Source organism: Arenimonas sp. MALMAid1274, from assembly GCF_049195245.1.
Taxonomy (GTDB): Bacteria; Pseudomonadota; Gammaproteobacteria; order Xanthomonadales; family Xanthomonadaceae; genus Arenimonas.
This window is the reverse complement of record NZ_JBMIRR010000021.1, coordinates 92,505-110,968: the sequence shown is the minus strand read 5'-3', so window position 1 is coordinate 110,968 and position 18,464 is coordinate 92,505. Positions and strand designations below refer to the sequence as shown.

14 protein-coding genes are annotated in these 18,464 nt (G+C 69.3%); 7 read left to right on the top strand and 7 right to left on the bottom strand.

All coding sequences use genetic code 11. The features are described from left to right. Nucleotides 1-9: 9 nt before the first annotated feature. Nucleotides 10-1,770 (bottom strand): endonuclease, encoded by a 1,761-nt coding sequence (locus ACOQFR_RS01945; protein ID WP_421377943.1) that lies wholly within the window; start codon nt 1,768-1,770, stop codon nt 10-12. 220 nt (nt 1,771-1,990) lie between these two features. On the opposite strand from ACOQFR_RS01945, the gene ACOQFR_RS01940 reads away from it, so the two are divergent. The 5 genes from ACOQFR_RS01940 to ACOQFR_RS01920 all read left to right on the top strand — a co-directional run bounded on the left by ACOQFR_RS01940 (nt 1,991) and on the right by ACOQFR_RS01920 (nt 9,349). Beyond that, nucleotides 1,991-2,902, top strand: coding sequence for a helix-turn-helix domain-containing protein (locus ACOQFR_RS01940; protein ID WP_421377941.1), 912 nt, complete (start codon nt 1,991-1,993; stop codon nt 2,900-2,902). Nucleotides 2,903-2,956: 54 nt separating this feature from the next. After that, nucleotides 2,957-3,382 (top strand): hypothetical protein, encoded by a 426-nt coding sequence (locus ACOQFR_RS01935; RefSeq protein WP_421377938.1) that lies wholly within the window; start codon nt 2,957-2,959, stop codon nt 3,380-3,382. A gap of 173 nt (nt 3,383-3,555) precedes the next feature. Further along, the gene (groES, locus tag ACOQFR_RS01930) at nt 3,556-3,840 is read left to right on the top strand and encodes a co-chaperone GroES (RefSeq protein ID WP_421377936.1); all 285 of its coding nucleotides are present in this window, start codon (nt 3,556-3,558) and stop codon (nt 3,838-3,840) included. A 72-nt stretch (nt 3,841-3,912) separates the two neighbouring features. Continuing rightward, complete coding sequence (groL, locus tag ACOQFR_RS01925) at nt 3,913-5,559, top strand: chaperonin GroEL (protein WP_421377934.1); 1,647 nt, start codon at nt 3,913-3,915, stop codon at nt 5,557-5,559. 265 nt (nt 5,560-5,824) lie between these two features. Further along, the gene (locus tag ACOQFR_RS01920) at nt 5,825-9,349 is read left to right on the top strand and encodes a S8 family serine peptidase (RefSeq protein WP_421377932.1); all 3,525 of its coding nucleotides are present in this window, start codon (nt 5,825-5,827) and stop codon (nt 9,347-9,349) included. Between the two features lie 309 nt (nt 9,350-9,658). Here ACOQFR_RS01920 and ACOQFR_RS01915 read toward each other — a convergent pair whose 3' ends face one another. Next, nucleotides 9,659-10,147: a hypothetical protein gene (locus ACOQFR_RS01915; protein ID WP_421377930.1), complete on the bottom strand. Its 489-nt coding sequence runs from the start codon at nt 10,145-10,147 to the stop codon at nt 9,659-9,661. Nucleotides 10,148-10,204: 57 nt separating this feature from the next. After that, nucleotides 10,205-11,287 carry a hypothetical protein gene (locus ACOQFR_RS01910; RefSeq protein ID WP_421377928.1) on the bottom strand — a complete coding sequence of 361 codons (1,083 nt, stop codon included), beginning with the start codon at nt 11,285-11,287 and terminating at the stop codon, nt 10,205-10,207. Nucleotides 11,288-11,555: 268 nt separating this feature from the next. Here ACOQFR_RS01910 and ACOQFR_RS01905 point away from each other — a divergent pair, with 268 nt between their 5' ends. After that, a complete protein-coding gene (locus ACOQFR_RS01905) occupies nt 11,556-13,574 on the top strand; it encodes a prolyl oligopeptidase family serine peptidase (protein WP_421377926.1) in 2,019 nt (672 codons plus the stop codon). A gap of 129 nt (nt 13,575-13,703) precedes the next feature. Further along, entirely contained in the window at nt 13,704-14,819 is a 1,116-nt protein-coding gene (locus ACOQFR_RS01900) for a hypothetical protein (RefSeq protein WP_421377924.1), read from the top strand. Nucleotides 14,820-14,858: 39 nt separating this feature from the next. Here the strand turns inward: ACOQFR_RS01900 and ACOQFR_RS01895 are convergent, their stop codons facing one another. The 4 genes from ACOQFR_RS01895 to ACOQFR_RS01880 all read right to left on the bottom strand — a co-directional run bounded on the left by ACOQFR_RS01895 (nt 14,859) and on the right by ACOQFR_RS01880 (nt 18,402). Next, nucleotides 14,859-15,602 carry a glycosyltransferase gene (locus ACOQFR_RS01895; protein WP_421377922.1) on the bottom strand — a complete coding sequence of 248 codons (744 nt, stop codon included), beginning with the start codon at nt 15,600-15,602 and terminating at the stop codon, nt 14,859-14,861. An 80-nt stretch (nt 15,603-15,682) separates the two neighbouring features. Further along, the gene (locus tag ACOQFR_RS01890; RefSeq protein WP_421377920.1) at nt 15,683-16,483 is read right to left on the bottom strand and encodes a rhodanese-like domain-containing protein; all 801 of its coding nucleotides are present in this window, start codon (nt 16,481-16,483) and stop codon (nt 15,683-15,685) included. Then, complete coding sequence (locus ACOQFR_RS01885; protein ID WP_421377918.1) at nt 16,480-17,775, bottom strand: hypothetical protein; 1,296 nt, start codon at nt 17,773-17,775, stop codon at nt 16,480-16,482. Before ACOQFR_RS01885 ends, ACOQFR_RS01890 begins: the two co-directional genes overlap by 4 nt. A 69-nt stretch (nt 17,776-17,844) precedes the next feature. Beyond that, nucleotides 17,845-18,402, bottom strand: a complete 558-nt coding sequence (locus ACOQFR_RS01880; RefSeq protein WP_421377915.1) for a sigma-70 family RNA polymerase sigma factor — start codon at nt 18,400-18,402, stop codon at nt 17,845-17,847. Between the last annotated feature and the right edge of the window lie 62 nt (nt 18,403-18,464).

Here is an 18,464-nt window from a genome sequence, read left to right as displayed (position 1 = left end):
CGGAAGACTTCAGTTGAGGCTGCAGCTGGCCGGCTTGGCCGAGGTGAACAGCGCGTTGGTCGCCCACTCCGGGTGGTCGATGAAGGGATTGCGGTTGCCCTGGAAGCTGTAGATCACCTCGTTGCGCTCGCGCTCGGCCGCGTCCGGCGGATCGGCCTGGTGCCAGGCCAGCAGGGTGGACAGCAGGCCCATGTAGGCCGGCGAGGACGAGGTGATCACGATCTGGGCGCGGTTGTTGGTCAGCTCCAGGTCCGGCTCGGTCTGGCCCGAGGTCGGGTCCACGCCGCCTTCATAGCGGATGGCCATGTACAGCACGGCGCGCGCCATGTCGCCGCGACGCTTGTTCCAGACCTGGAAGGAGCCGGTGTTGCCATTGGGTCCCTTGAACCAGTTGGAGTTGCCCGGATACACACCGCTGCCGCCCCCGGCACCGTTGTTGGCCTCGGTGACGCGCTCGCCGCACTGGGCGCTGAGCGCGCAGTCGGCGTAGGGCATGTTGCCGCGGTCGGCGTTGTAGTTGGTATCGGTGAGATACAGCATGTGCGTGTCGGTGTACGGCGCGTTGGGCAGTCCGAGGTTGCCGGTGGCGCTGCCGAAGCCCAGCGAGTTGGGCCAGGTGTGCTCGCGGTTGTAGGTCAGGCCGGTGCCGGTGCCCGCGCGGCCGCTCACCTTCGGGTAGCTGCGGTTGCGGTAAGCGTCCAGGATGTGCGCCGTGTTGTTAGGGTTCTCGTCGGCGATCTCCAGTATCGTCCACGTGCTCGTGCCGCTGCCGCTGTAGGGATAAGCGGTGTGGCCGCGGATGATCGCGTGCAGCGAGCAGCGCAGCTGCGACGCCGACGACGTGTTGACGCGGCTGTAGTAGCCGGTCTGCGCCGCTTCGGCCACGGTGAAGGCGACGGTGCGGTTGGCCGCGAGCCTGGCGCCGCCCGCATCGGTCACCTGCGAGGCGACCACCGTGAGCGTGCAGCTCTCGGCGCTGCGCAGCGCGGTAGTGGTGCTGATCACGAAGCCGCTGCCGCTGGTCGGGTGGCTCAGGCCCACGTTGCCCGACAGCGAGCACTGCAGGGTGAAGGCGCCGCTGCCCAGGGTCACGGACTCGCTGAAGTTGACGCCCAGGTCGCCGGCCGCCGGGAAGCCGGTGGCGCCATTGGCCGGCGTGGTGCCGGTGACCGTCGGCGGCGGGTTGGGCGCGCTGAAGGACTGCGCGCCGTTGCAGGCGCCGAAGGTCTGCGTGGCCGAAGCGCGCCAGGTGAAGCTGGCCGAGCCGGTGCCGGTGCCGCCCAGCTGCAGCGAGGTGTTGGCCAGGGTGTCGTTGGTTTCCGAGACCGGCAGGTTGACGCTGGTGCGGCCCGAGGCCGGACCGTTGGAGGCGCGCACCGTGCCTTCATAGCTGAGGAACTGCACCACCCCGCCCGACGGATTGACCAGGGCGATGGCGTCGTTGGCGCCGTTCTGGATGCCGTTGCTGGGGTAGCTGACGGTCGCGAAGCGCACCTGGGCGCCGCAGTTGCCGAGGCTGCCGGCGGGCACCAGGTCGTTGTCGTAGAAGGTGCCCGAGTTCGGCGAGCTGGTGCCGTTGTACAGATAGATGCGGTAGCCGCTGAGCGATTCCCCGGCCGTGGCGACCACCTCGATGCGCTCGCCGGTGTCCCCGCTGGCGGTGCGATCGTCGTAGTGGATCTCGTTGATGAAAACTTCGGCGCGCGCGCCGACGGGGGACAGGGCAGCGCAAAGCGCCAGGGCGGCCAGGCCGCGGTGGGTCGTCGACATCCGGTAACTCCACTGCAAGGTTGGAGGGGAAGGGCGTGCCCGTGCCGGGCGGCCGATTGTGGCACTGATTTGTGACGGGATTCACAGCCCGTCCTGCCGCCTGCCGGCGGGTCACCGGGCCGGTCCTGCCGGGGGCTGAGGCGGGTGGCTTCGGGCGCCGCGGCCGGGCTGCAAGGAACATCAATCCGCCAAACCGCCCCCGTATTACGATCCAACCGCCATGTCGCCCCGTCACCGCTTCCTGCTGCTGCTCAAAGACCTTTCCGCGTGCCTGGACGGCGGCGTCACGCTCGGTGCGATGGCCCAACGCACGGGCAGGTCGCGATTCCAGTTGCATCGCGAGTTCCAGCGGTACTCCGGCGAGACGCTCAAGCAATTCACGATGCGGGTGCAACTGGAGCGAGCCGCGGCGCAACTGCTGATGGACGGCGCCACGGTCCGCTCGGTGGCGCTGCGCAGCGGCTTCGCCAGCCACGAAGTGTTCCTGCGGGCGTTCCGGCGCCATTTCGGCACCTCACCCTCGGCCTACCGCAAATTTGCCCTGGCGGATGCGACCGTGGCGCAGCGCCGAAGACACCTGGCGTTGACGCGTTCAACCGGGCCCGGCCTCCGCTTTTTCCACCGTCCGCGCTACAAGCACTTCGGGCCCAGGAGTACAGACCCCATGTCCACGCTGAGCATCACGCGCAAACAGGTCGAGCCGCAGCACGTGCTGTGCATCCGTCGGCGCGTGGCGCCCAGCGCGCTGCAGCAGACGCTGGGCGAATGCTTCGGCCGCCTGTTCACGCATGCCGCGAAGAAGGGCTTGCCGATCGCCGGCTGGCCGATCTGCCGCTATGTCAGCACGGGCCTGGGCCTGTGGACGATCGAGCCTGCCGTACCCCTGGCCTCACCGGCCACCAGCGAAGGCGACATGCGCGCCGACGTCCTGCCGGGCGGCTGGGTCGCGCTGGGCATCCACGCGGGACCCTACGACGGCCTGCCCGATACCAATGCCGCGATCGAGCGCTGGATCGAGGCGAACGGATTCGAAGCCGACGGGGCGACCTGGGAACACTACATCACCGATCCTTCCCGCCATCCCGACGCCGCCGACTGGCGCACGGAAGTGTACTGGCCGCTCAAGGCGTGACGGCGCCGGGCTGCAGGCGCAATGCGGTTGCCAACCCACGCCGGGAGTCCTGAAATGGTGCGTAGCCTTGCTGCCGTGGTCGCGGGACTGTTCGTGCTTGCCGTGCTCACGTTTGCCATCGAAATGGCGACGACGCCCAGCCTGATGCGCCTGTTCCCGGAAGCCTTGCCGACCCGGGAGGCGATGCAGGGAAACGTCGGGGTGAAGCTGTTCATCCTGTTCTATTCAAGCCTGGCCATGGTCGTCGCGGGTTACGTGACCGCCCGGATCGCAGGACGCCATGAACTGCGCCACGCCATCGCCATGGCGGTGGTGCAGGTGGCGTTGACGGCGTGGGCCATGACCGCGTTCTACGGCCACGCCCCCCTGTGGGCCTGGCTGGCAGGCATGGCGCTGATGCTGCCGGCCGCGGCGCTGGGCGCCAGGGCGCGGGGCAGGGCGGGGGTGGCGCGGGGCGCCGCAGGCCAGACCGGTCCTTGACCAGGCGGGCAGGGCGCTCCCTGCCTTGAAACCTCGCGCCTGTCCCCCCATCCATGGCGGGTCGCCCGGCTTCCTGTCCGGAAGCCGTGCGCGTATCATTGGCACTCACCGGGGCCGAGTGCTAACAGGCACAGGCCATGTCGTTGAATTTAATGGAATAAAAAGGGAAACCCATGAACATCAAGCCGCTCTACGACCGCGTGGTCATCAAGCGTATGGAAGAAGAAAAGGTCTCCGCCGGTGGCATCGTCATCCCCGACTCGGCCACCGAGAAGCCGATCAAGGGCGAAGTGCTGGCCGTCGGCGCCGGCAAGGCCCTGGACAACGGCTCCACCCGCGCCCCGCTGGTGAAGGTGGGCGACAAGGTGCTGTTCGGCAAGTACGCCGGCACCGAGATCAAGCTCGACGGCCAGGAAATCCTGGTGGTCAAGGAAGACGACATCCTCGCCATCCTCTGATGAGCGCCCCGCCGGTCCGCGCTTGCGCGACCGGCCCCGAACCAACCCCCAAAGAATTCTGGAGTTAAAGAAATGGCTGCCAAGGAAATTCGTTTCGGTGAAGACGCCCGCGCCCGCATGGTGAAGGGCGTCAACATCCTCGCCAACGCCGTCAAGGCCACCCTGGGCCCGAAGGGCCGCAACGTCGTGCTCGACAAGAGCTTCGGCGCGCCCACCATCACCAAGGACGGCGTCAGCGTCGCCAAGGAAATCGAGCTGTCGGACAAGTTCGAGAACATGGGCGCCCAGATGGTGAAGGAAGTCGCCTCCAAGACCTCCGACATCGCCGGCGACGGCACCACCACCGCCACCGTGCTGGCCCAGGCCCTGATCCGTGAAGGCATGAAGGCCGTCGCGGCCGGCATGAACCCGATGGACCTCAAGCGCGGCATCGACAAGGCCGTGGTCGAGGCCGTGGGCGAGCTCAAGAAGATCTCCAAGCCGTGCTCGACCTCGAAGGAAATCGCCCAGGTCGGCTCGATCTCGGCCAACTCCGACGCCAACATCGGCGAGCTGATCGCCAAGGCCATGGACAAGGTCGGCAAGGAAGGCGTGATCACCGTTGAGGAAGGCTCGGGCCTGGACAACGAACTCGACGTGGTCGAGGGCATGCAGTTCGACCGCGGCTACCTGTCGCCGTACTTCATCAACAACCAGCAGTCGATGTCGGCCGAGCTGGAAGACCCGTTCATCCTGCTGTACGACAAGAAGATCGCCAACGTGCGCGAGCTGCTGCCGGTGCTGGAAGGCGTCGCCAAGGCCGGCAAGCCGCTGCTGATCGTGGCCGAGGAAGTGGAAGGCGAGGCCCTGGCCACGCTGGTGGTCAACACCATCCGCGGCATCGTCAAGGTTTGCGCCGTGAAGGCCCCGGGCTTCGGTGACCGCCGCAAGGCGATGCTGGAAGACATGGCCATCCTGACCGGCGGCACCGTGATCTCCGAGGAAGTGGGCCTGCAGCTCGAGAAGGCCACCATCAAGGACCTGGGCCGCGCCAAGAAGGTGCAGGTTTCCAAGGAAAACACCACGATCATCGACGGCGCCGGTTCGGCCGAGCTGATTCAGTCCCGCATCGGCCAGATCAAGGCGCAGATCGAAGAGACCTCGTCGGACTACGACCGCGAGAAGCTGCAGGAGCGCGTTGCCAAGCTCGCCGGCGGCGTGGCCGTGATCAAGGTCGGTGCCTCGACCGAGATCGAGATGAAGGAAAAGAAGGCCCGCGTCGAAGACGCGCTGCACGCCACGCGTGCCGCCGTTGAAGAAGGCGTGGTCCCGGGCGGCGGCGTCGCCCTGATCCGTGCGCTGGCCAACCTGGGCGCGCTGCGCGGCATCAACGAAGACCAGAACCACGGCATCACCATCGCCCTGCGCGCCATGGAAGCCCCGCTGCGCGAGATCGTCACCAATGCCGGTGAAGAGCCGTCGGTGGTGCTGAACAAGGTCAAGGAAGGCAAGGGCAGCTACGGCTACAACGCCGCCAACGGCGAGTACGGCGACATGATCGAGTTCGGCATCCTGGACCCGACCAAGGTCACCCGCACCGCGCTGCAGAACGCCGCGTCCATCGCGGGCCTGATGATCACCACGGAAGCGATGGTGGCCGAGGCTCCGAAGAAGGACGAGCCGGCCGGCGGCGGCCACGGTGGCGGCGGCATGGGCGGCATGGGCGGCATGGACTTCTAAGCCGCACTGCAGCATCGCGTTGGACCAAAAAGCCCGGCCTCGTGCCGGGCTTTTTGCATTGCAACGGGAAAATTCCTTCCTCCGGGATGGCGTGGCACATCGGCGGGAATTGGGCTTACACTCGGCCAGCGGGAATTCGGAGGGCGCCTGGCGCCCGGGTCCGTCCCGTATCGACCCGGTACGTCCTTCGGGGATGGCTTGCAGGGAGTGCATGCACGGGATCGTCCGCATTGTTGGCTTCAGTCAGCTGCCTCGGGGGAAAGACATGGTGAAGATGAAGAAGTGGGGCGCGGCAATCGCGCTCGTGGCACTGGTCGCAGCGGCGAGTCCCGCTACTTATCGTTACTTCGCGGGCCAGCAGGCTGGCGTGGATCCCACCGGTCGGTCCGCGGATGCGCGCACCGAACCCGGACCGGTCGGCGCGCGCGCCGGCGTCATCGCCTCGCGCGCCGGCAAGGGCACCGCCACGCCGGGCCGCGGCCAGTACGCCCGCAGCAACGTCGAACGCCGCGGTGCGGTGGTGATGCCGTCCAATCGCCTTCCCGGCGGCGGCTTCCGCTACGAGGAATCGCTCAACATCGGCGGCGGCGTGAACCGCCCGGCCGCCCCGGTCACCAGTAGCGACACCCTGGCTCCGGGCACCTTCATCGTCCTGTTCGACGAGCCCTCGCTGGCGGCCTACCGCGGCGGCATCGCCGAGCTGTCGATGCCCAAGCAGGTCAGCCGCGACGGCAAGCACCGCCTGGACGTGAACAGCCCGGAGGCCCAGAACTACCTGGGTTACCTGCAGGGCCGCCAGCTGCAGATGGAAGAGCAGATGGCCGGCGCCGCCGGCCGCGCGCTGGAAGTGCGCATGCGCATGCAGCACGCCACCAACGCCATCGTGGTCGACCTGACCGGTGAAGAGGCGGCCCGCGTGGCGAAGCTGCCCGGCGTGCGCCTGGTCGAAGCCTACCGCGAGTACGTGGCCGACACCGACGTCGGCCCGACCCTGATCGGTGCACCCGCCGCCTGGGCCGGCAGCATCAGCCAGCCGGGTGGCGCCAACGCCGTCCAGGGCGAAGGCGTCATCGTCGGCATGATCGACTCGGGCATCAACTTCGGCAGCCCGTCGTTCGCCGCCACCGATCCGGTGGACGGCTATGTCCACACCAACCCGCTCGGCGCGGGCGTCTACCTCGGCAGCTGCGCTGCCGCCGGTGACGACGTTGGCCGCTGCAACGACAAGCTGATCGGCGGTTACGACTTCGTCTGCCTGGCACCCGGCAACCAGTGCGGCGTGGCCAACGTGCGCGAAGAGCCCGGCTTTGGCGACACCAACGGCCACGGCAGCCACACGGCCTCGACGGCCGCCGGCAACCGCCGCGACGTCGTGTTCAGCGGTGCCCCGCTGCGGATCTCCGGCGTGGCGCCGCGCGCCAACCTGATCGCCTATGACGCCTGCTACACCAACACCGCCACCGGACAGGGCCTGTGCCCGAACGTGTCCACCCTGGCCTCGATCAACCAGGCCGTGGCCGATGGCGTCGATGTCATCAACTACTCGATCGGCGGCGGCGCGCAGCCCTGGTCGGAAGCAACGTCCCTGGCCTTCCTCGACGCCACCGATGCCGGCATCTATGTCGCCACCTCGGCGGGCAACAGCGGTCCGGGTCCCAACACCCTGGGCCACCTGGAGCCCTGGACCTCGGCCACCGCGGCGTCACAGCATGGCCGCGCCGGCTTCGCGTTCCTGCTGCAGGTCACGGGCCCGGCACCGGTGCCGGCCCCGCTTCAGCCGGTCGTGCTCAACGTGGGCTCCGGCGGCGTTGCCTTCTCGGCAACCATCCCGGGCACCACCCGCCTGTTCATCAGCCCCGGTATCGCCACCACCACGGACGGCTGCAACACCGCGCCGTTCCCGGCGGGCGCCTTCACCGGCGGCATCGCGCTCATCCGCCGCGGTACCTGCGGGTTCGCGGAAAAGGTCAACAACGCCACCACCGCCGGCGCGGTTGCGGTGGTCATCGCCAACAACCAGGCGGGCGCGATCCTGCCGTCGGTGCCGGGCACGACCATTCCCGTGTTCAGCGTGACCCAGGCCGAGGGTGATGCGCTGGCCAGCTTCGGCAACGCCAACCCGAGCAGCGCCACGGCGCAGATTTCCTTCCCCGCCGTGGGCCTGCCGAACACTGCCGATGCGCTGGCTTCGTTCAGCTCGCGGGGTCCGGCCGGCGACTTCAACCTGATCAAGCCCGACGTGACCGCACCGGGCGTGGACGTCCTGGCCACGCTGGCCGGCACCACGCTCACGGGCTCCGAGCAGCTGATCGGCACCATCAGCGGTACCTCGATGGCTTCGCCGCACAACGCCGGCGCCGCCGCGCTCATCCGCCAGGCCCGTCCGGGTTGGACCGTCGCCGAGATCAAGTCGGCGCTGTTGATGACCGCCAAGACCCAGGTCTTCCTGGAAGACCAGGTGTCGCCTGCCAACCCGCTTGCGCGTGGCTCGGGCCGCATCCGCCTTGAGCGGGCCATCCGGGCCGGCCTGGTGATGAATGAAACCAAGGCCAACTACCTGGCGGCCAATCCCGGCACCGGTGGCCTGGCGCACACGCTCAACCTGCCCAGCATGGCGCAGGGCAACTGTGCCCCGAGCTGCCAGTTCGTGCGCACCTTCCGCAATCCGGGCACGTCGGGCGGGCTGTGGTCGCTGAGCATCACCGGCCTGACCGGCAGCGTCGACAGCGCGCTGGTCTGGATTCCCGCCGGCACGACGCGCACCATCACGGTGACCATCGACACCTCGGGTCTCCCGGCCAACAACACCTGGAACTTCGGTGAGCTGGTGATGACCCGCGTGCTCAGCGGCGCCCAGTCGGCCACGGACGCCACCCTCACGCTGCCCATCGGCGTCAAGGTGCCCCCGCCGGTGCTGTCGGTCCCGAACCTGGTGTCGGCGAGCGTCGCGGCCGGCAACAACACGACGACCAATTTCAACATCGGCAACATCGGCGGCTCGCCGCTGGTGTACACGGTCGCCACGTCGGGCAACGGTGCCACCTCGCTGTACCGTGCCGACCGCGGCGCCATCAACAGCGGCTTCCGGAACACGACCTACACCGATCCGGCGACCGCGGGCTTCAACGCGCAGTACGCCGCCGATGACTTCCAGGTGGGCACGAGCACGCAGATCACCGGCCTGAGCGCCGAGGGCTTCGTGGTCAGCGGCGCGGCCTTCCCGGCGGCGGCGGTCAACCTGACCTGGTCGATCTACCCGGATGTCGCCGGCGTGCCGGCGGGCAACCCGGCCACCAATCCGGGCGCGGCAGTGTGGACCTACACGGCCGCCTCGAACGCGCCGGGCGTGAGCACGGCCGGTGGCTTCCTCACGCTGAACCTGGCCGCGGCTGGCCAGAACGTGGTCCTGCCGCCCGGCAGCTACTGGCTGGTGGTCAACACGCGCGGTACCTTCGCCAACCGCTGGGCGCAGTTCGGCTCGGCCACCGGCAACGGCACCTTCATGTCGATCAGCATCGACCAGGCCAATGGCGGCGCCTGGGCGTCCAACAACGCCTTCCCCGGCCTGAACATGCGGGTGACCGGTCAGGTGGCCTGCGGTGCGCCCTGGCTGGGTGCGCTGAGCCCGGCCGGCGGCACGCTGGCGGCGGGCATCAGCCAGCCCACCAGCCTGGCGCTGAACTCGTCCGCGCTTGCCGCCGCGACCTACGGCGCCTTCGTGTGCGTGAACAGCAACGACCCGGCGTCGCCGTCGGTGGCCGTGCCGGTGCAGCTGACCGTCACGCCCTGACCAGCTGCGCCACGTTTCACGAAAGGGCCCGGAGAAATCCGGGCCCTTTCTTTTTGGCCTCGGTTCCTGCTGCCTCGCGCCGGTTCCGCCAGGCTGCCGTCAGGAAGGCCCGTAGCCGCGCGCTTCGATGCTTGCGCGTACGCGATCAGGACCAGGGCGGGGCAGCTCTCCTGCCGATCCGGCGGTCAAACGGTGCGGTCGACGTGGCTCCCGCGCGTCGGCGCGTGCGCGTCCAGGCGGACACGCACGCGCGCTGACGCGCTGGTTGTTCGTGTACGGGATTGTTCAACCGCCGGATCCGCCGGCGAGTCACATCACGGCCGTACCATCGGTCAGGCTTTCGCACAGACCTTGCACGCACTGGCAGCCGCTGACCTCCGGGAAACCGCAGATGGACGACATGCCGTCCTTTTCGCACTGGGCGCGCACCCCCGCCGGATCGGTGCGGGCATCCTTGTTGACGCACCGGGGGAAGTAGCCGCAGCAGCTGCCCACGTCCTTGACCGCGCAATCGCTGTCCGACCGGCAGCTGCGGCTGGGCCCGGAGGGAGCGATGCCCGTCACGTCTTCGATCCGGGTCTGCTTCTTCGCGGCCTCGGCAGGCGATGTGATCGGCGCCTGGCTGTCCAGGGCAGGAGGCGGCGATGCATCGGCCGTTGCCGGTGCAGGCGCGACGGATTGCGCGATGGCCGCGTCGGCCGCGGGCACCTCGGGAGACTCGGAGGGTGCGGTGCGCGCGGTGCAGCCGAGCAGGGACAGCGCGATGATCGTTGCGAAGGTGAAACCGGGCAAACGCATGACGGGTTGGCGGGAGTGGCCGGCGCGTGTGCGCCGGCCGTCCTCAGCCCAGGCGGATCAGCGACCCGGCACGCGGCAGCACTGCGCCGTGCCTTCGACGGTGATGACGCCGGCGGTGGTGTTGAGTCCCGAGCAGTAGGTATCCACGGTGCTGCCGTTGCGGTACATGCCGTTGATGGACCAGGCGGCCTCGTTGAAGCCCGGGGTGCGGCAGCCAGCGCCGGTGACGGCGTAGCTGACGGGGCAGGCCGGGATCGGGAAGTTGAAGATGCCGTTGGCGGCAACGTTCTGGGTGGCGAAGGTGGACGTGCACTGCAGGGCGGTGGCCTGCGGGGCGATGAAGTAGCCGACGATGTCGCCCACCAGGTGGGTGCCGCCGAACGTGAAGACGGTGATGTCGTTGCCAGCCGAATTGCTGTCCACGGGCACGATGGCAAGATTGCCGCGGATGTCGCCGGCGGCGTAGTTCACCGTGGCGGCAAGCGGTTGGGTGCCACCGAAGGCGTAGGCGGTGATGTAGCCCGCCAGGTCCGGGTTCACCACGGTGAAGTTGATGACGGCCGAGCCGATCGTGCCGACATTGCCGACGTCGCAGTCGGTGGCGGAGCCACCCTGTGCCGCGTAGCCGGTGGCCGCGGCGATGTCGAAGCTGCGGGTGCCGCCGGCCGGGATGGTGCCGCCGGCCAGGCGCGTGTCGATGACGCGGCAAGGCGTGACCGGCACGTAGACCAGGTCGCCGTCGGCGTCACCCAGGGCCTGCGTGCTGTCTTCGGCCGCTGCCGGCCGCGGGGTGCTGCTGCCCGAGACAAGCGGGGTGGCCAGGCCAACGCGCGGCAGTACCGGCATCGGGGCGGGTTTGGCCAGCAGCGCCTCGTTCATGTCTTCGAAGGTGCGGGCATTGGCGGCCCGCTGCAGCGAATCCAGCGGCGTCTTCATCAGCAGCGGCAGCATGTCCTTGCTCCAGGCGTCGGCCGAGCGCGAATACGCGCCCTCGACGTGTTCGCCCCACTTCTCGACGATCTGCACAACGAGGTCGGAACGGCGCTGCTGCTCCGCGTTGACGAGCGAGGCGGCATTGGCGCTGCCCGCGAGAATGGCGCAGCCGAGGATGACCCCGTAAGCAATGGAGGAACGATTCATGTGGCGACCCCTGCATCTGGTGAGTGGATGGGACGAACCACGATGGCAGGTGGACGCATGATTCCCCCGCGCCTCCCCAAGGTGCTTCGCAGCCCGAGCATATACCCATGACGGGGCAGGAAAACAGTTCCGGGACCGTGAACGCTGGCCGCGCGTCCGCCACCGTGCGTTATGCCCGTGTTCGCAACAGTCCGGCGGAGTGGCCCACGCCGGCTTGGATTATCCTCGGGGCCAGGCGCCGGGAGGCGTCGCAAACCAGGGGAAATCGATGAAGCACGCGGCTTGGATGGTCCTGCTTGCTCTTGCCACTGCGGAGGCCCACGCCGCCCAGCCGTTCAGCGCCGAAAGGAGCTGGGAGATCCAGCGCATCGGCGGTCCCGAAACGTCACCGGATGGTCGCCATGTCGTGGCGCCCGTGTCGCGCACCGTGATGGCCGACGACAAGCTGCTCACCGACCTTTGGCTGTGGAGCGGCGACGGCGGCCCCGGTCGCGCGCTCACGGCCGATCCGGCGGCCGAGTCCTCGCCGCGTTTCAGTCCGGACGGCCAGACCCTGGCCTTCATCGCGCAGCGCGACGACGACAAGGCGCCGCAGATCTACCTGCTGTCCATGGCCGGCGGCGAGGCCCGCCGGCTCACCACCTTTGCCACCGGCGTCTCCGTGCCGCGCTGGGCCGGCAATGGCCGGCTGCTGTTCGTGTCGCGCATCTGGGCCGAAACGCCGCTGGACCAGCAGGCCAAGCGTCTGAAGGATCGCGACGAAGGCAAGATGAAGGCGCAGGTCTGGGACGGCGGCCCGGTCAGCGTCTGGGACACGCTGCAGGACGATCGCCAGGCGCACGTGTTCTCGGTGGACGTGGCCAGCGGCGAAGTGAAGGCCCTGACCCTGGCCAGCAAGCTGCAGCTGCCGCGCTTCTCGCAGGGCTTCGAGGGAACGTACGACGTATCGCCCGATGGCAGTGAGCTGGCCTTCACCGCCGATAGCGATCCGGCCAGCAATCGCACCGATGTGGACGCGTACCTGATGCCCACGGCCGGCGGCACGCCGCGCAACCTCAGCGCCGGCAATGCCGACACCGACGGCAATCCGCTCTATAGCCCCGATGGCCGGCACCTGGTGTTCCTGCAGCAGCGCATCCCTGGCTTCTACGCCGCCAAGGCGCGGCCCATGCTGCACGATCGCCGCAGCGGCGCCACCCGCGAGCTGCATGCCGACTGGGACCGCAGCGCCAGTGGCCTGGCCTGGTCGCGCGACGGGCGCACCCTCTACGGCGCCATCGACGACGCCGGCACCACACGGCTTTACGAGCTGCCGCTGTCGGGCAAGCCGCGCGCGATCACCGGCGAGTCGTCCTTCAGCGGCCTGTCGGTGGCGCACGATGCGATCTACGCGCTGCGGCAGAGCTTCATCGAACCGCCCACCCTGGTGCGCGTGGACCCGCGCAGCGGCCAGGCGCGCAAGCTGTCCACGGTCAACGATGCGCTGCTGGCCGACACCGCCATCGGCACCTTCGAGTCGGTCACCTACGCCGGCGCCAACGGCGACCCGGTGCAGATGTGGGTGAACTATCCGGCCGGCTTCGACCGCAGCAAGAAGTACCCCGTGTTCGTGCTGATCCACGGCGGCCCGCACAACGCCGTCACCAATTCCATGCAGTACCGCTGGAACGCGCAGGTGTTCGGCAGCTGGGGCTACGTCACGGTGTGGCCCAACTTCCACGGCAGCTCGGGCTTTGGCGAGAAGTTCGCCGACTCGATCAATCCCGAATGGGCGCAGATGCCCTACGAGGACGTGATCAAGGCCAGCGAGTGGGTGGCGGCGCAGCCCTGGGCCGACGCCGACCGCCTGGTCGCCGGCGGCGGCAGCTACGGCGGCTACCTGACCTCGGTGATCCTGGGCCGCGAGCATCCGTTCAAGGCGCTGGTGGCACACGCCAAGGTCTACAACCTCTACACGCAGTACGCCGCCGACTTCGGCACCAACGTGCCGCGCTTCGGCGGCTTCTGGGAGGAAGGCAACCGCGAGGTGATCGAGCGCAACTCGCCCCATCTCGGCGCCGGCAACTTCAGGACGCCCACCCTGGTCATCCATGGCCAGCGCGACCTGCGGGTGCCGGTCAACCACGGCATAGAGCTCTACCAGACGCTGCTGGTGAAGGGCGTGCCGACGCGGCTGGTGTATTTCCCGGATGAGAACCACTGGATTCTGAAGCCGCAGAATTCGGTGTTCTGGTACCAGCAGGTCAAGCGCTGGCTCGACGAGCACAACCCGGCCGCCACGCCCTGATACCTCGGCTACCGACCCGGCTTTGCGAAATGCATGGCCGGGTCCACGCGGGGATCACGTGGCTTGATCGCCCGATGCCGCGCGATAGCATTCAGGGGCGGCACAGGGGCCGCATCCAAGGGGAAACACATGCAAGTTCGTAAGCTGGCGGGCGTCGCGCTCGCCGTGGGCGGTTGCTTCGCGGCCGCGACCTGGGCGCAGGATCCGCCCGCCGAAACCAAAAACGAAACCACCGAGACCGCGCAAGCCTCCGCCGGGGAAGCGGCCGCGGCTGCCACCGTAGCGCCCGCCGCGCCGGCCGAGGCCGCGACGATGTCGGGCGCACCCGCCGCCGCGCCGATGCAGGACGCCGTGGCGCCGGCTGCGCCGGAGGCCGCCGCCGCACCCAAGGCCGTGGAGCCCGCCGAGCCGCTGTTCAGCGCGCCCAAGGCGCTGGAAACCTACATCGGCCGCATCGAAGGCAAGGAAGATCCGATCGCGATCTTCTCCGCCGTGCAGCTGCGCTGGGCCATGCGCAGCAAGGCCACGGCCACCGGCGGCGTGTTCCGCAAGCACAAGTCGAGCAAGGAGATCTTCGCGCCGCTGGACCGCGAGGTACTCGAGCGCGTGCTGGTGGCGCTGGAGGCCGACCTGGAGGCGCGCTTCGAGGCCGCCGGCTGGCAGGCCACCACGCGCGCCGAAATGGGCGGCGACCTGCCGCAGCTCAAGACCCTGGCCAACAACGCCGAACTGGGCGTGCCGCTGTTCAAGTACAACGACACGGTGAACGCGCAGGACTTCGCGGTGATCGCGCTGCCCGGCGCGCAGCCGGCGGATCCCAAGGCGATCAGCAACGGCATGGCCATCATGAAGTTCCTCAAGGGCAAGGCGGGCATCAGCTTCAACATCGTCTACAGCTTCGCGCCGGGCACCGTGGCCGAGACCGATTCGCGCCAGCTGGGCACCGAGGCCACCAGCGGCCTGTGGTTCAGCGCGCGCGCCGACCTGAACGGCGCGAAGGGCGGCTGGGGCAACATCAACGTGCCGCCGGCCGGTCTGGTGGTGGACGGCGACATCGGCGAGCTGGCCGAGATCGCGGGTTCCAAGGCGGGCACTGCGGAAAACGTGCTGCGCTTTGTCGGCGGCCTGGGCGGCAGCGACCGCACCGGCTACACCATGACCCCGGACTGGGCAGCGACGGAAGCCGCCATGCTGCGCGCCGGTCGCGCCTTCAACGCCGAACTCGTCGCCCGCCTCGCGAAGTAGGCCCTGGCCCTGGCGCCGGCACACGCCGGCGCCAGCGCATCAACGCTTGCCGTACCAGTAGTCGTGTGCGAACTGCCCGAGCGAGCGTGGGTCGCGCAGCAATTGCCACATCACTGCGGGCATGCGCGTGAAGTAGTGCCAGTCGCCGTGCTGGTCGAACTTGCGCGTGGACGTGATCGTGCGTACCCGGCGCAGGCGCGTCAGATGCTGGCCGCGGGTGCGGCCCAGCCGCCGCAGCCGCACCATGAAATCCACGTCCTCGGCGACGCGGCGGGTCTCGTCGTAGCCGCCAAGCCGTTCAAAATCCGCGCGCCGCGCAAACACCAGGCCGGTGTCGAAGCCGGTCATCCACACCACCGGCAGCGCCATCGCCACGGTGAGGGCGATGCCCAGCGACCAGCGCTCCATGTCCACGCCCGAAGCGCCGCCGACCACGGCCGGGTCCTGCATCGCGGCCGATACCGCCAGGAACACGTCCGGGTGCAGCACGCTGTCGGCATCCACGAAGCACAGCACTTCGCCGCGGGCGCGGGCCGCGCCACCGTTGCGGCTGGCGGCGATGGCTCGCTTCTCCACGGTCACCACGTGGCAGCCGCGCGCCGCCGCCACCGCGGCGGTGCCGTCGGTGGAGCCGTTGTCGGCCACGATCAGTTCGATGTCGTCATCACTGCCGCCGTGCCGGCGCCAGTTGGCCCGCGCTGCGTCCACGCTGTCGAGCAGGCGCGGCAGGCGCTGGGCTTCGTTCCAGGCAGGGATGACCAGGCTCAGGCGGATCGGGGGCATGCACCGACCCTAACGCCCACGGCGAAAACGCAGGATGAAGCGCGAGGACCGGGCCGTGGCCAGCCCGGCCCCGGCAGCACTCAGGTGCGCGGGGGCATCGCGCTGCCCGGCGGCGGTCCGTTCTGCGGCCGCGGCCCGCCCTGGCCCTGCAGCGGGCCGCCCGCCTGCTGCCAGGCCTCGATGCCGCCGCGGTACCAGTACACCTGCGTGTAGCCCAGGTTGATCGCGCGCAGCGCCGCGTTGTACGACATCCAGCACTGCGTGCTCTGGCAATAGAACACCATCGGCCGGTCCTTGCGGCCCTGCGTGGCCTGCTGCAGGTACTGGCCGAACTCGCGCTGGGTCTGGTCCTGGAAATCGCCCGGCTGCGACGCCGGCACCACCGGGATCGCGTTGGGCAACTGCTGCGGGCCGCCGAGCACGTCGAACACCATGGCCTGGGCGCCAGGGTTCTGCAGCAGCTGCACCAGTTCGGGCGTGGTGATCAGGCGGCCGCCGGGCACCGACGTCGGGGTGGGGCCGTGCATGCCGCCGGTCTTGAGCTGCGCCGTCGGCGCCACGCCCATGTCCTGGCGCTCCATCTGCACCAGGCGCGCGAGTTGGTCGTTGCCCTGCGGGCCCGGCGCCGGCTGGCCGTAGGGCTGCGGCTGGGCGTACGGCTGTGGCTGCGGTTGAGGCTGCGGCTGGGGATAAGGCTGTGGTTGCGGCTGCGGCTGCGGGTACTGCTGTTGCGGCGGATACTGAGGCTGCTGCTGCTGCTGTTGCTGTTGCTGCTGCGGCGCCTGGCCGAAGCTGTCCTGGGCCGCCGCCGGCGTCATCGCCGCCAGCATCGCCATCGCCAGCATCGCGCCGACCGGTCGGATCACGGGAGAAGTCTTCATTCGCTGCGCTCCATCTGTTCGGCTTCGATGCCCAGGTCCACCTGGGGATTGAGGTTGGGATCGTTGGTCTGGAAGTAGGTGCCGGCATTGGTGCGCCAGGCGTGGTCGTAGCGGTTGTCCAGCTGCACCTCGTCACCGGTGGTGGGGTCGGTGTAGCGGTCGACGTTGTTGATGCCGTCGATGGTGGCGCGGTGGATGGCATCGCTGCTGGCGTTGCTGCTGGCGATGCCGGCGTCGTTGATGCGGCCGATCTCGGCGGTGGTCTCGGCGATGATCGCGCCGCGCTGCGCCTGCGCCTGCACGCCGCGGCGTGCGATCTGGGTGTTGTGCCGGTTCATGCGCGCCTGCCACTGCGGATCGGGTTGCGCGGTGGACGAGAAGTGGCCCACCAGCGCCAGGTCCAGCTGGCCGTTGGGGGCCGTGGCCACCACCGGCGCGGCGGCGATGCCGCTGTAGAACTTGCGCACTTCGCCGGGCATCACGCCCATCAGGGTGTTTTCCATGAACTGCACGACCACGCTAATGCTTTCGCGCATCTCGCCCTGCGGGCCGGCGTAGGCGATCAGCACTTCACCGCCTTCCTTCCAGAACCGGGTCTGGCCGTCGGACGGCGGCGGCGCGCTGCGGATCAGGTCGTTGCGCGCGCGGAAGTCGAGCACCCGCGCGCCGGGGCGGTGCCGCTGCACGAAGGACTGCAGGTAGGCGCGCACGTCGGTGATCTGCCAGCGCGGGCAGCTGCCCTGGATGTCCATGCCCAGGTTGTCCCAGCTCCAGGCTTCGGCCGGCAGCATCTGCAGGCTCTGGCGGCCGTCGGGCGACTGCGCGCGCCACTGGAAGCTGGGCGTGGCGCCACAGGGCGCCTGTGCATTCCACAGCACGCCGCCCTCGGTACGCCATCCGGCGGGCAGTTCCACCCACAGCGCAGGCATCGGCTTCTCGAAACCATTGGGGTCGATCACCGCGACGCGCTGCAACCCGCTGCCGGTGGCGCCTTGTGCGCCGACGGCTGCAGCCTGTGCGCCGTTCGCGGCAGGCACCCAGGCGGGGTCGCTGCCGCGGGCGGTGCCGTCGCCGTTCGCGGCGACCCCCCCGGCGTTCGCTGGATCGTTGCCGCCGTAGCCAGGTGGCATCGCGTCGGGCGTGGACTTGCCGCCCTTGCCTGCGGCGTCCAGGGCCGCCTGCTTGCCGGCAGCGGCTGCCTCGTCGGCCTGCGGGTTGGCGCCGCAGGCCGCCAGGGCCAGGGCAAGGCTGGCCAGGGCCAGGCGGGTGGGTCGTATCGGCGAGCTGTGCATGGTTTTTCTCCGGTCCTGCAGGCTAGGGCGGGGAAGGGCGGCAAACCGGCTCACGCCCGGGGCGTGGGCTCAGCCGGCCGTGCTCAGGGCATGGAACAGCCAGGCGCGGGCCGCCTGCCACTGGCGCTTCACGGTGGCCGGCGACGAGCCCATGGCTTCAGCGGTTTCCTCGATGGTGAGGCCGCCGAAATAGCGCAGCTCCACCAGGCGCGCCTTGTCGGGGTCGAGCAGCTCCAGCCGGGCCAGGGCGCCGTCGAGCGCGATCACGTCCACCGGCGCTTCCTCGGCCGGCAGCTCCAGGCCGGTCAGGGTGACGCGCTGGCCGCCGTCGCGCTTGGCGGCATCGCGGCGGCGCGCGTGGTCCACCAGGATCTCGCGCATCAGGCGCGCGGCCATGCGCACGAAGTGGGCGCGGTCCTGCCAGTCGATGCGTTGCAGGCCCGAGAGCCGCAGGTAGGCTTCGTTGACCAGGGCCGTGGGCTGCAGGGTGTGGTTGGCGCGTTCGCCGCGCAGCTGGCGATCGGCCAGCGCGCGCAGTTCGGGATAGACGATGCGCACCAGGCGATCCCTGGCCTCGGCATCGCCCTGGCGCCAGGCCGCCAGCAGGGAAGTCACGTCTCCGGACATGGCCCGAGTCTAGCAGCGGCGACCGGCGCTGAGCCGGTCGGCCCCGGTTTGCCGCCTTCTGC

What these genes read in the sequence shown, in the direction of transcription:
- ACOQFR_RS01940 (WP_421377941.1), top strand. Translation starts at nt 1,991, where the DNA reads ATGTCGCCCCGTCACCGCTTCCTGCTGCTGCTCAAAGACCTTTCCGCG.
- ACOQFR_RS01920 (WP_421377932.1), top strand. Translation starts at nt 5,825, where the DNA reads ATGGTGAAGATGAAGAAGTGGGGCGCGGCAATCGCGCTCGTGGCACTG.
- ACOQFR_RS01915 (WP_421377930.1), bottom strand. Translation starts at nt 10,147, where the DNA reads ATGCGTTTGCCCGGTTTCACCTTCGCAACGATCATCGCGCTGTCCCTG.
- groES (WP_421377936.1), top strand. Translation starts at nt 3,556, where the DNA reads ATGAACATCAAGCCGCTCTACGACCGCGTGGTCATCAAGCGTATGGAA.
- ACOQFR_RS01900 (WP_421377924.1), top strand. Translation starts at nt 13,704, where the DNA reads ATGCAAGTTCGTAAGCTGGCGGGCGTCGCGCTCGCCGTGGGCGGTTGC.
- ACOQFR_RS01945 (WP_421377943.1), bottom strand. Translation starts at nt 1,770, where the DNA reads ATGTCGACGACCCACCGCGGCCTGGCCGCCCTGGCGCTTTGCGCTGCC.
- ACOQFR_RS01895 (WP_421377922.1), bottom strand. Translation starts at nt 15,602, where the DNA reads ATGCCCCCGATCCGCCTGAGCCTGGTCATCCCTGCCTGGAACGAAGCC.
- ACOQFR_RS01935 (WP_421377938.1), top strand. Translation starts at nt 2,957, where the DNA reads ATGGTGCGTAGCCTTGCTGCCGTGGTCGCGGGACTGTTCGTGCTTGCC.
- ACOQFR_RS01890 (WP_421377920.1), bottom strand. Translation starts at nt 16,483, where the DNA reads ATGAAGACTTCTCCCGTGATCCGACCGGTCGGCGCGATGCTGGCGATG.
- ACOQFR_RS01905 (WP_421377926.1), top strand. Translation starts at nt 11,556, where the DNA reads ATGAAGCACGCGGCTTGGATGGTCCTGCTTGCTCTTGCCACTGCGGAG.
- ACOQFR_RS01885 (WP_421377918.1), bottom strand. Translation starts at nt 17,775, where the DNA reads ATGCACAGCTCGCCGATACGACCCACCCGCCTGGCCCTGGCCAGCCTT.
- groL (WP_421377934.1), top strand. Translation starts at nt 3,913, where the DNA reads ATGGCTGCCAAGGAAATTCGTTTCGGTGAAGACGCCCGCGCCCGCATG.
- ACOQFR_RS01880 (WP_421377915.1), bottom strand. Translation starts at nt 18,402, where the DNA reads ATGTCCGGAGACGTGACTTCCCTGCTGGCGGCCTGGCGCCAGGGCGAT.
- ACOQFR_RS01910 (WP_421377928.1), bottom strand. Translation starts at nt 11,287, where the DNA reads ATGAATCGTTCCTCCATTGCTTACGGGGTCATCCTCGGCTGCGCCATT.